This window comes from uncultured Bacteroides sp. (assembly GCF_902472605.1).
Classification (GTDB): domain Bacteria; phylum Bacteroidota; class Bacteroidia; order Bacteroidales; family Bacteroidaceae; genus Phocaeicola.
Map to the genome: position 1 here is coordinate 1 of NZ_CABROP010000064.1, position 12,735 is coordinate 12,735.

Here is a 12,735-nt window from a genome sequence, read left to right on the forward strand (position 1 = left end):
TGTCAATCAGTCTCTTGTAAGAAGACAATTCGAACTGTTCACGTGACTTCTTGTTAACGAAAGTCGAACGGTTTACAGTAAAGATACGCTTGTGTGTAGGCAATGGAATCGGACCACTTACAATGGCACCTGTAGCCTTCACAGTTCTTACAATCTTTTCAGCTGACTTGTCTACCAAGTTGTGATCGTAAGATTTCAGTTTAATTCTGATTTTCTGACTCATGTTTGTTTATTAAATTATTAATGAATATTGGAGGAAGCTTGAGGGCTAAGAGTCATTCGCTAGCCCTCATCGACTTCCGTCCTATTGTTTATTATACTAAATCAACGCGACCTTTCACTTCTTCCAGTACAGTCTTAGCGATTGAGCTGGAAACCTGTGCATGATGATCGTAGCTCATTGAAGAAGTTGCACGACCAGAAGTGATTGTACGCAGAGCTGTTACGTAACCGAACATTTCAGCCAGCGGAACCATAGCCTTCACGATACGAGCACCTGAACGGCTTGTTTCCATACCTTCTACCTGGCCACGACGTTTGTTCAAGTCACCGATTACATCACCCATGTTTTCTTCCGGTGTTACTACTTCCAGTTTCATGATCGGCTCCATCAGTACCGGACCTGCCTTCACGCAAGCATTCTTGTATGCCTGGATAGCGCAGATTTCAAATGACAACTGGTCAGAGTCAACGGGGTGGAATGAACCATCCTTCAAGACAACTTTCAGTGAGTCGAGCGGGAAGCCGGCCAATACACCGTTCTTCATGGCAGTCTGGAAACCTTTCTGTACAGAAGGAATGAATTCCTTAGGTACGTTACCACCTTTCACCTCATCGATGAACTGCAGACCACCCTGCTTCCAATCTTCATCAACCGGACCTACTGATACGATGATGTCGGCAAACTTACCACGACCACCAGACTGTTTCTTGTAAACTTCACGTAATTCAACAGTCTTCGTGATAGCTTCCTTGTAGTTAACCTGCGGACGGCCCTGGTTACATTCAACCTTGAACTCACGTTTCAGACGGTCAATGATGATATCCAAGTGAAGCTCACCCATACCAGAGATGATTGTCTGGCCAGTCTGTTCGTCTGTACGTACAGTAAATGTCGGGTCTTCTTCAGCCAGCTTAGCCAAACCGTTAGACAGCTTGTCCAAGTCTTTCTGAGTCTTCGGTTCTACTGCAATACCGATAACCGGTTCCGGGAAGTCCATAGATTCCAATACAATCGGAGCAGTTTCATCACACAGTGTATCACCAGTACGGATATCCTTGAAACCTACACCTGCACCGATATCACCAGCGCTGATCACTTCTACCGGATTCTGCTTGTTTGAGTGCATCTGGAACAGACGAGAAACACGTTCTTTCTTGCCTGAACGAGAGTTGTAGATATAAGAACCAGCTTCAATCTTACCAGAGTAAACACGGAAGAAAGTCAGACGACCTACATACGGGTCAGTTGCAATCTTGAATGCCAAAGCAGCAGTCTTTTCATCTTCATCCGGTTTACGATCTTCTTCAGCACCTGTATTCGGATTTGTACCCACAATATTCGGAGTATCCAGCGGAGAAGGCAAGAATGCACATACATAGTCCAACAATGTCTGTACACCTTTGTTCTTGAATGAAGAACCACACAGCATCGGAACAATTTCCATCTTCAAAGTTCCGGCACGCAATGCACGTAAGATTTCTTCTTCAGTGATAGTAGAAGGATCATCAAAATACTTCTCCATCAAAGCTTCATCGAATTCAGCTACCTTTTCCAACATCTTGTCTCTCCACTCATTGGCTTCATCCACCAAGTTTGCAGGGATTTCTTCAATATCATAGTCAGCACCCATTGTTTCATCGTGCCACAGGATAGCTTTCATCTTAATCAGGTCGACAACTCCTTTGAAAGATTCTTCAGCACCGATAGGGATAACTACCGGACAGGGATTTGCGCCCAACACGTCCTTCATCTGGCGTACCACTTCGAAGAAGTCAGCTCCAGAACGGTCCATTTTATTTACATAACCGATACGAGGAACATTGTATTTATCAGCCTGACGCCATACAGTTTCTGACTGGGGTTCTACACCACCTACCGCACAATATGTAGCCACTGCACCATCCAATACACGAAGAGAACGTTCTACTTCTGCAGTAAAGTCTACGTGTCCCGGAGTATCAATCAAGTTGATTTTATATTTATTACCTGCATACTTCCAATAAGTAGTCGTAGCAGCAGATGTAATAGTAATACCACGTTCCTGTTCCTGTTCCATCCAGTCCATGGTTGCAGCACCATCGTGTACTTCACCGATTTTGTGAGTCAAACCTGTGTAGAACAAGATACGCTCAGAAGTCGTTGTCTTACCAGCATCGATGTGCGCCATGATCCCGATGTTACGGGTTAAATGCAAATCATGTTTAGCCATTTTAATTCCGTCTTAATTAATTAATAACTCAATTAGAATCTGAAGTGAGCGAATGCACGGTTAGCTTCAGCCATACGATGCATATCCTCTTTACGTTTGAAAGCGCCACCTTGTTCGTTGTATGCGTCAAGGATTTCTGCTGCCAATTTATCAGCCATTGACTTACCTCCACGCTTACGAGCAAAAGCGATCAGATTCTTCATAGAAATTGATTCTTTACGATCCGGACGGATTTCTGTAGGAACCTGGAATGTAGCACCACCGATACGGCGAGACTTAACTTCCAGCTGCGGAGTTACATTATCAAGAGCCTTTTTCCAAACTTCCAAAGCAGAAGTTTCTTCAGCCGGCAGCTTGGTTTCAACTGTTTTCAGTGCATTGTAGAAGATTTCGTAAGAAGTATTCTTCTTTCCATCATACATCAGGTGGTTTACGAATTTAGAAACCTTCTGATCATTAAATACTGGATCCGGCAGGATCACACGTTTTTTTGGTTTTGCTTTTCTCATTTTGTTTGATAATAATGTTTAGTTTGGGGCTGCATCTCGTCTACTTCAACGCTTCCTCCGAAGCATTTACTCAACCTTAAAGCTTTTCCAACAAACCAAAACGAATTAATAAAAGTTTTTCTTAAACTAAGGATTGTACTCAGCCAGGATTATTTCTTACCTTTTCCTGCCGGAGCTGCCTGTCCTGGTTTCGGACGCTTAGCGCCATACTTAGAACGTCTCTGTGTACGACCTGCTACACCTGCTGTATCCAGTGTACCACGTACGATGTGATAACGAACACCCGGAAGGTCCTTTACACGACCACCACGAACCAAAACGATTGAGTGTTCCTGCAAGTTGTGTCCTTCTCCCGGAATGTAAGAGTTCACTTCCTTAGAGTTTGTCAGACGTACACGAGCAACTTTACGCATTGCTGAGTTCGGTTTCTTCGGAGTTGTAGTGTAAACACGCACACAAACACCACGTCTCTGAGGACATGAGTCCAATGCCGGTGATTTACTCTTATCAACCAAAACCGTTCTTCCTTTTCTTACTAACTGTTGAATAGTAGGCATTTTGTTTGATTTTTAATTGTTATATATTTGTTTCTATTTGTTTCTACAATCCTTGGCGAAATACTACATTTCGGGCTGCAAAATTACAAATAACTTTTTAATAGACAAACTGTTTTTCAAAAGAAAAAGGCTCATCCCCCGAAAAAAACGGGAAATGAGCCTTTTAATGCTACAATTTATATTTTTTTAAGCTTCTCCTTTAAAATCACTCAACGGTGGAACGAAGGTTTTGCCACCCTGTGCCTGCTGTTCCGGCATCCGGATCTGACCAAAGTTCTGTTCATATTTGGTTACATTATCCTGCAATGCAAACATCAGACGCTTTGCATGTTCCGGAGTCATCACAATACGAGATTGTACACCTGCTTTCGGCAAACCCGGCATCACACGCACAAAGTCAAGAATGAATTCAGAACTTGAATGAGTAATGATTGCAAGATTTGCATAAGTACCTTGTGCCACTTCTTCTTTCAATTCTATCTGAAGCTGATTTTTGTTTTCGTTTTCCATAATGATTAAACTGTTTTAATAATTTACATGGCAAATGTAGAAAAAAAGTCGGAGTAAACTAATAAATCACGCTTTTTTCTAACCAAAGGACCCACAATCCACTTCAAAAAACTTTTTGTCCACCCTCCTTCCCCAGCGAGGAGATTATCTTTGCATACAAATCAATCTTTAATATAATCATGAAAAACTCATTCTTCAAACTGGGGGCCCTTGCGCTTACCGCTTTTGTCACACACTCTTCTATGCTACAGGCCGCAACACAAGACACAACTTTTGTAGCCACACAGAATCCCGTAGTTTCCTACAAATACTTGGGCGACCCGGCAGCCTTGGTGCATAACGGTACCGTATATATCTATGCCGGACATGATGAATGCCCAGCTCCCCAGCAATACTATCTCATGAACGAGTGGTGCATTCTCTCCACACAAGACATGAAGACTTTCACAGAACATACCTATACCCTGAAAGCCACTGATTTCAAATGGGCCAAAGGCGAAGCCTGGGCCAGCCAAGTCATCGAACGAAACGGAAAATTCTACTGGTATGTCACTGTGGAACATGCCACTATCCCCGGGAAGTCTATCGGAGTAGCCGTTGCTGATTCCCCTCTTGGTCCTTTCAAGGACGCACGCGGCAGCGCGCTGATCACCAACGACATGACCACTCAATACACCTCCATTTCCTGGGACGACATAGACCCTACCGTTTTCATCGATGACGACGGACAAGCCTACCTTTTTTGGGGAAACACACAATGTTACTATGCCAAATTAAAAGACAATATGACAGAACTTGAGGGGCCTATCCAGCCCATCAATCTTCCCCGATACACTGAAGCACCCTGGGTCCACAAACATGGCGACTGGTACTATCTGTCTTTTGCGTCTGAATTCCCGGAGAAAATCTGTTACGCCATGAGCAAAAGCATTCAGGGTCCATGGATTTACAAAGGCATCCTCAACGAAATAGCCGGCAATTCCAATACGAATCACCAGGCCATCATCGATTTCAAAGGGAAGTCATACTTCATTTATCACAATGGAGCTATCAACCCGAACGGATGCGGATTCAGAAGATCAATCTGCATCGACCCGCTTTTCTATCAGAAAGACGGAAGCATCAAACGTATACAAATGACCACAGAGGGAGTCTTCAATAAATAAAAAAACTCCGGAGGGGAAGCTTTCTCCTCCGGAGCTTATCCGTTATTTTTTCCGTTTGCTGCGTTTCGCCCAACCCTCCTCCGAGAAATCGGGTTCTTCTCCGCGAAGCGGTTGATTGTCCTGCTGGAAGAATTGTTTCCAGTCGTCTTTCTTTTTCGGGCCACGAGGATTGACATACCCTCTTTCTGCCCTACTCGGCTTTTTCGGTTTTTCGACCTTCTCTACTTTATCGACTTTCTTTTCAGCCGCTACTTTCTTTTTCTTTCCACCTTTGTCGCTCTTTCCGGTATTTTCACCAGCAACCTCCACACAAACCTTACGGCCACCATTCAACACCACCTTGTTCAGAGCCTTTATCACTTGAGGAGCCTGTTCCTGAAGAACTTCAAAAAACGAGAAGTTCTGCATCAGGTCGATACGGCCAATCTGAATACGTTCCTTTCTCAAGTTACGGTTTACCAAATCGATAATCTGATTCGTGTAAAAGCCATCTGTCTTCCCCAGATTCAGGAACAAACGTGTATATCCTTTTTCAGCTTTGCGGCCTACTTTTTCCTTATCCCCTCTACGGGATTCTTTCGTTTCCGACTTCTTCTCACTTGCTTTCGGCTGTTCGATTTCAGGCGCATTCTTGTAATAGTCCAAGAAACGGTTGAACTCCAGAGATACCACGCGCTTGATCAGGTCTTCCTTATCCAACCAGTCCAGCTTCCGATAAATGCTCGGCAGGAAAGTAGCAATTTCTTCCTCATCCACTTTCACCTTTTCGATGTCATCAATCACTTTAATCAGCTGTTGCTCGCAGATTTCCTTACCCGAAGGCAATACACTCACCTCAAATTTCTTTTTGATGATGTGCTCAATCTCCCGCATACGCCCCTTTTCACGCAGATTGATAATGGCGATTGAAATACCCGTCTTCCCGGCACGCCCCGTACGTCCACTCCGATGTGTATAGCTTTCCGTGTCATCCGGCAAGCCGTAATTGATTACATGGGTCAGGTCGTTCACATCCAGTCCACGCGCAGCCACATCGGTGGCTACCAGCAACTGCAGATGACGCTGGCGGAATTTCTGCATCACCAGGTCACGCTGGGCCTGACTCAGCTCACCATGCAGAGAATCTGCATTGTAGCCATCTTGAATCAGCTTATCCGCAATTTCCTGCGTTTCCTTTCTTGTCCGACAGAAAATGATTCCATAAATCTGGGGGTAAAAATCCACTACTCGTTTCAGCGCCAGATACTTGTCCTTTGCATGAACAATATACGCCACATGATTCACATTTTTGCTACCTTCATTTTTTGTGCCTATCGTGATTTCTTTGGCATCATGAAGGTAAGTCTTTGCAATACGGCTTATTTCCGGACTCATCGTAGCCGAGAACATCAAGGTGTTCCGGTCTTTCGGTATATTTTCAAGAATGGTATTGATACTGTCTGTAAAACCCATGTTCAACATCTCGTCCGCTTCGTCCATCACGACATCACGAACAGTGTCCAACTGGGCCACCTTGCGCTCCATCAAATCAATCAAACGCCCCGGAGTAGCTACAATGATATGTACTCCCCTCTTCAGGCTACGAATCTGACTGTCAATCGAAGAGCCTCCGTATACAGGCAGAATCTTCAAATCGGTAATATACTTTGAATAATCAGTCAAGTCACCCGCAATCTGCAGGCAAAGTTCTCGTGTAGGACAAAGCACCAATGCTTGCGGAACACGATTTTCTACTTCAATTTTCTGGATCAGCGGCAGACCAAATGCGGCTGTTTTCCCGGTTCCGGTTTGTGCCAGAGCCACTACATCATTGCCGTTTCCCAACAAATACGGGATTACTTCTTCTTGCACCGGCATGGGATTTTCATATCCCATTTCCTCGATGGCTTTACGTATTTCGGGCGAAACGCCAAGTTCTTCAAATGTCTTCATTCAATTCAACTATCTAATTTGCTGCAAAGATACAGACAATTCAAATGCAGCCCAACACTTTACCCTCTTTGGTTCAAAAGTTTTTTCACCGTCACCTTATCCCGTTGCAACTGCTCCGTCAAGGCTTCCACATTGTCAAATTTCACTTCCGGACGAATGTAATCCAAGAACTCTACCTTTACCAACTTCTGATATAAATCTCCTGTAAAGTTCAAGATATGCACTTCAATGCTCGCCGGCCTTTCGTCCGTATTTACAGTAGGACAGCTTCCAATGTTCAGCATACCGCCGTAACATTCTTTTCCTATATACACATAAACGGCATACACTCCTGCTGCCGGCAACAATTTTTCTTCACACAAGGGCTGAATGTTGGCAGTCGGGAATCCGATGGTACGCCCTAACTTACGACCGTCCACCACCTGTCCGTTCAAATAATAATTATAGCCCAAATAAGCATTCGCCCGATGGATGTCTCCTTCCAACAGGCACGACCGGATCAAGGTAGAACTGACAGACACACCATCCTCAATCAACGCCTTTGAGTGCATGACCCGCATTCCCAGTTCCTTTCCATATTCACAATACTGCTGGAAACCTTCATCCTGACCATGCCCGAAATGATGGTCATATCCCACAAACAGCGTCTGCACATGATACACCCGATGAAGAATCTCCATAAACTCCCGGGCTGAGAGCATGGACAATTCCTTGGTAAAAGGCAACAATACACAATAGTCGATGGGGGTATGTTCAAAACGCTCTATTTTTTGCGACAGACAAGTGAGCAGACGAGGACGATAATCTGTATCCAGCACTTGACGCGGATGACGCGAGAAAGTAATCAAACAAGAAGCAAGCCCTTCTGCCTTCGCAATCGTATAGACCTGTTCTATCAAAAACTGATGTCCCTTATGTACGCCATCAAAACAACCGATCGTTGCTACACATGCAGGAAGACTGACTGCCGTAGCACCAGTTACTATTTCCATTTACTTATTCTATGATTTTTTGGAGTTGCATCTTCAGGTCATCCCCCGGCGTGTAATGCAGCGTATGCATTCCGAGGGAAGCCGCAGCCCGACAATTTTCCATTGAATCGTCGACGAACAGACTTTCTTCCGCCTCTATTCCGGCAGTGTCGCATACCACACGGAAAATTTCCACATCAGGTTTTGCCAGATGCATTTGGAAAGAAAGGAATATACGGGTAAAATAATCCTGTACCCGCATACCGTTATAAGCAAACTGGCCCGTGCACACCTGCCAATGCAACTCATTGGTATTACTCAACAAAAACAAATTATACTTTTTCCTCAAATTACACAACAATTCGAGTTTATACGGCGGGATATCTTTCAACATGCTATTCCATATTCCGTCAATCTCACCATCTGTAAGCGAACAGGAAGTCCATTTACGGATTTCATCCCGGAACTGAGCCGTAGTCAGCAACCCGCACTCATACTCCTTGAAGAATCCGGCTTCATTGGTCCCAGTGATCCACTTACGAACTTCATGCAGCCCGATTCGTTCCAGTCCATCCATGCACCGGGCCACATCCAAATTCAACAGCACACCTCCTAAATCAAATATGATATTTTTAAGTTGACTCATTTATTTATTCTTTTGCGCTACCCGCTTGATACCTCTCCAAATTTCACCAATCCACAGAACCAAAGAAGTACCCGCAATAATATAAATCCATTCCATCACAGACAACGGTTCTGTACGGAATACCTTTCCACCAAAAGTCACAATAATCAACTGTCCTACCAGAATAATCAATGCCACTCCCAACATACCCATTGCATGGCCGGCATCCTTAAAAATGGAATGATTGGTTCCAAATACACTGGCATTGAACAGGTTCCAGAACTGTAGCATCACGAAAATCGTAAAGAAGATAGTCAGATGGTGTACGTCCATTCCACCCGGCATATTGTTGAAGACAGACAGCATTCCCATCAGAATAACCAAGAAAGCCACTCCTACTCCAAAAATATTTTTCCGCATGGCCGGTGTGATGATGAAATCAGTACGCTTACGTGGCTTTTCGTTCATGACATCCATGCTCGGAGCAATGGAAGCCAACGCCATGGCCGCAAACGTATCCATAATCAGGTTCACCCACAACATCTGGGTTACCGTCAAAGGAAGCGCAGTTCCCAAGAATGCCCCCAGCAACACGCTGAGCAATGCCACCACGTTAATGGTCAGCTGGAACACGATGAAACGCTGGATATTCTTATACAGAGAACGCCCCCACATCACCGCAGTAGCAATGCTATGGAAAGAATCGTCCAGTAACGTGATATCACTGGCTTCTTTTGCAACAGAAGTACCTGTACCCATAGAAAGGCCGACCTGTGCATGATTCAATGCCGGTGCATCATTCGTTCCATCTCCGGTCACGGCTACTACCTCACCTTTCTGCTGGAGCAATTGTACCAGACGCTGTTTGTCCATCGGACGTGCGCGGCTCATGACCTTCAAGTCGACCACTCTGTCCAAAGCCTCTTCATCGCTCAAGGCCGCAAATTCAACTCCTGTAATGCGATTGCGCTCTGTATCTTCCGGCGTCCAAAGCCCAATCTGACGGGCAATTTCCGTGGCTGTTCCCGGGGTATCACCTGTCACAATCTTTACACGGATACCTGCCGACTGACATTTCTTCACCGCTTCCGGTACATCCGGACGTATCGGGTCACTGATAGCAAAGATACCCAGGAAGGTCATTCCACCTTCTTTCACCAGTTCCGCACAATCCGTGCCAGCACCTTCCGGTATCACTTTATAGGCCACACCTAAGGTTCGCATCGCCTGATTCTGATAAGCCAGAAGCTGCGCATTATATTGTTTGACCTGGCTTTCCTCCAGTCCGCACTTGCTCATCACAATTTCGGGGGCGCCCTTTACATACAAGATGCGGGCTTTCCGCACGGCAGAATCCACCAGCGTAGCCATGTATTTTCTTTCCGTAGAGAAGGTCAACTGGCTGACTACTTTTGACTGATTTCTTAAGGCTATGTAATCCTGCCCCTGCCCGTTCAACCAAAGCAGCAAAGCCACCTCCGTAGGATTTCCCACTCCCGACGGCTTCCCGTCTTCTTTTTCTTCCAGGAAAGCTGTCGAATTGGTGGCAATACCCTCGGCCACTACATCCTTCTGAGTTTCATCCAACTGCGCATCATACACCTGCATCAGGTTCTGCGTCAGCGTACCGGTCTTATCTGTACAGATTACCGTAATGGCTCCCATGGTTTCACAGGCATGCATCTTACGTACCAGGTTATTGGTCTTCAACATACGGCGCATGTTCAAGGCCAGACTCAGGGTCACACTCATCGGCAAGCCCTCTGGCACAGCCACCACAATCAGGGTTACGGCCATCATAAAGTATTTCAATACAATCTGTGCAATGACCAGCCACTGATGCCAGTCCGTCACCTCAGTAACACTCAGATACGCATACAAATCTTTTGCCGTAAAGATGACAAAAGTCAATATTGCAATGGTAAATCCCGCCTTCCCAATCAGATTGGCCAGTTTCGTGAGCTGCAAATTTAAAGGGGTCTGTTCCTGGCTCTGCTCGGTAGCCTGCCGGGCCACCTTCCCAATTTCCGTCGCATCACCGACTTTCTCCACCTGCATCATTCCATGTCCGTCGGTTACCGTTGTTCCACGCATCACCGTATTCGACGGATAAGTAGCTTCTTCATCAAAATGCGCTTCATCCGTCGTCTTGTTGACCATCAGTTCACCGGTCAGACTGGACTCATTCACTTGGAGCGACACTGCTTCAAGCAACGTTCCATCCGCCGGAATCTCATCGCCGGTATTCAGTATCACAATATCCCCAACTACAATATCCTTTTTAGGAATTTCATGTACCTTTCCGTTACGAATCACCATCACCGGAGTCTCTTCACCTACGGCATTCAGTAAATCAAACTTCTTGTTAGCGTCGTATTCAAAGTAGAAACCGATTCCCGTAGCCAGGAAAATGGCGAAAAAGATACCAATTGTCTCGGCATATTCATTTTCAATGATAGAAATCAACAAAGAAAAGGCCGCAGCCACCAGCAAGATTTTAATCACCGGGTCCTGGAACTTTTCCAGATAAAGCTTCCAGATAGAAGGACGTTTAGGAGGTGTCAATAAGTTAGCACCATATTTTTGACGATTTTGAAGGACCTCCTGATCGGTTAGTCCCTTGAAATGAGAGTCATGCATATTTTGTGACATACGTCTAAAAATTAAGTATTAATACTTGCAAAAATACAATATATATTGAAAGCATCTTTTACATTAGTTTTTTTTATCATTTTTTTCTATCCAAATGTTGCAGGTTTCGCGTCAAACCATTACTTTTGTACCGCATTTCCAAACTTCTGTTTGGATTTCGGACTTGTAGCTCAGTTGGTTAGAGCAACAGACTCATAATCTGGAGGTCCCAGGTTCAAGCCCTGGCTGGTCCACCTATTCTCCCATGAACAATCCTGTTTGTGGGATTTTTTATTTTTCCTCTTACCATTTTTGCTGATAGCAGCTTGCCTTACTTCTCATCCGGGCACACCTTATTATATATAATATATAAGAGTTTGCATCTACACGTGTATACTCACAAGTCATACCGACCAAGTATCATCCGATATTCCTACATAGTACAATCAACCGTCGTAACACATTTTTCAGGAGTTAACAATTTTACATGCAGGAATTCCTCTTTTTTTTCATTATATATAAAAATGAAAAAAGAAACTATTTAAAACAACTCATTATGAAAACTCTATCACTTATTCACAAAGGCTTCATGATTCTGATGGCTGTATGCCTTTCTATGGGTGTTCAGTCTTGCAAGAATGACGATGACAACTTCTATCTTTCGCATTATTATGCCAACGCACTCGTTACCGTTAAACTAAGTGCCGACAATACTCCGTACCTGCAGCTGGACGACAGCACCACCCTGCGACCGGTCAACATGACCACCTCTCCTTTCGGGGAAAAAGAAGTAAGAGCCCTGACAAACTTTGACTTCTCTGACGAAGCCCCCCAAGGATACGATAAAGCTGTATTTGTCAACTGGATTGACAGTATCCTAACCAAACCCATGGCAACTAACCTGGGAGAAACAACCAACATACAGACTTACGGAAACGACCCGGTAGAAATTCTCAATGACTGGGTAACGATTGCAGAAGACGGATATCTGACACTCCGATTCGCCACCCGATGGGGAAACGGACAACCGCATTTCGTAAACCTGATCAGTACACAAAACTCAGAAAATCCGTACGAAGTGGAATTCCGTCACAATGCCTTTGGCGATCTCAACGGGAGAATGGGAGACGGTCTGGTTGCCTTCAAACTGAATGAACTGCCCGACACCCAAGGAAAAACAGTCAAACTCACCTTGAAATGGAACTCTTTTAGTGGAGAGAAGTCGGCTCAATTTGATTACTGCACCCGGAAAGCAACCAATCCACAAGCTACGGAAATAACCTCTATCCGCAGTATAGAGAAGGTAAAATAACCCTCTAAAAAACGTAAGTGCGTTCGAAGTAAAACTGTAGTGTACTAAATAAGTTGACACAATTTATTTAGCGACATGCGTAAAAAACGA

Annotated in this window: 11 protein-coding genes and 1 tRNA gene; 3 read left to right on the forward strand and 9 right to left on the reverse strand. The window is 44.7% G+C overall.

What is annotated here, in order from left to right; translation table 11 throughout:
- The 5 genes from rpsJ to RDP42_RS11875 form a co-directional block, all read right to left on the reverse strand.
- A partial coding sequence (gene rpsJ, locus RDP42_RS11855; RefSeq protein ID WP_308763852.1) for a 30S ribosomal protein S10 occupies window positions 1–223 on the reverse strand: 223 nt, incomplete at its 3' end.
- Between the two features lie 91 nt (window positions 224–314).
- Entirely contained in the window at window positions 315–2,432 is a 2,118-nt protein-coding gene (gene fusA, locus RDP42_RS11860; RefSeq protein WP_308763853.1) for an elongation factor G, read from the reverse strand.
- Between the two features lie 32 nt (window positions 2,433–2,464).
- On the reverse strand, window positions 2,465–2,941 hold the full coding sequence (gene rpsG / locus RDP42_RS11865; RefSeq protein WP_072543761.1) for a 30S ribosomal protein S7: 477 nt from the start codon (window positions 2,939–2,941) through the stop codon (window positions 2,465–2,467).
- 149 nt (window positions 2,942–3,090) lie between these two features.
- A complete protein-coding gene (gene rpsL, locus RDP42_RS11870) occupies window positions 3,091–3,498 on the reverse strand; it encodes a 30S ribosomal protein S12 (RefSeq protein ID WP_007559394.1) in 408 nt (135 codons plus the stop codon).
- Between the two features lie 186 nt (window positions 3,499–3,684).
- Window positions 3,685–4,008 (reverse strand): DUF3467 domain-containing protein, encoded by a 324-nt coding sequence (locus RDP42_RS11875; RefSeq protein WP_007559395.1) that lies wholly within the window; start codon window positions 4,006–4,008, stop codon window positions 3,685–3,687.
- Between the two features lie 242 nt (window positions 4,009–4,250).
- On the opposite strand from RDP42_RS11875, the gene RDP42_RS11880 reads away from it, so the two are divergent.
- Window positions 4,251–5,174 (forward strand): glycoside hydrolase family 43 protein, encoded by a 924-nt coding sequence (locus RDP42_RS11880; RefSeq protein WP_308763859.1) that lies wholly within the window; start codon window positions 4,251–4,253, stop codon window positions 5,172–5,174.
- Between the two features lie 42 nt (window positions 5,175–5,216).
- On the opposite strand, the gene RDP42_RS11885 is transcribed toward RDP42_RS11880, so the two are convergent.
- The 4 genes from RDP42_RS11885 to RDP42_RS11900 are packed head-to-tail and all read right to left on the reverse strand — an operon-like array spanning window position 5,217 to window position 11,354.
- Complete coding sequence (locus RDP42_RS11885; protein ID WP_308763854.1) at window positions 5,217–7,106, reverse strand: DEAD/DEAH box helicase; 1,890 nt, start codon at window positions 7,104–7,106, stop codon at window positions 5,217–5,219.
- Between the two features lie 59 nt (window positions 7,107–7,165).
- Window positions 7,166–8,098, reverse strand: a complete 933-nt coding sequence (ribF, locus tag RDP42_RS11890) for a riboflavin biosynthesis protein RibF (RefSeq protein ID WP_308763855.1) — start codon at window positions 8,096–8,098, stop codon at window positions 7,166–7,168.
- Between the two features lie 4 nt (window positions 8,099–8,102).
- Window positions 8,103–8,723, reverse strand: coding sequence for an HAD family phosphatase (locus RDP42_RS11895; RefSeq protein ID WP_308763856.1), 621 nt, complete (start codon window positions 8,721–8,723; stop codon window positions 8,103–8,105).
- Window positions 8,724–11,354, reverse strand: a complete 2,631-nt coding sequence (locus RDP42_RS11900) for a calcium-translocating P-type ATPase, PMCA-type (RefSeq protein ID WP_308763857.1) — start codon at window positions 11,352–11,354, stop codon at window positions 8,724–8,726.
- 159 nt (window positions 11,355–11,513) lie between these two features.
- Here RDP42_RS11900 and RDP42_RS11905 point away from each other — a divergent pair.
- Window positions 11,514–11,587, forward strand: a tRNA-Ile gene (locus RDP42_RS11905).
- A 302-nt stretch (window positions 11,588–11,889) separates the two neighbouring features.
- On the forward strand, window positions 11,890–12,645 hold the full coding sequence (locus RDP42_RS11910) for a NigD-like protein (protein WP_308763858.1): 756 nt from the start codon (window positions 11,890–11,892) through the stop codon (window positions 12,643–12,645).
- Window positions 12,646–12,735 lie beyond the last annotated feature (90 nt).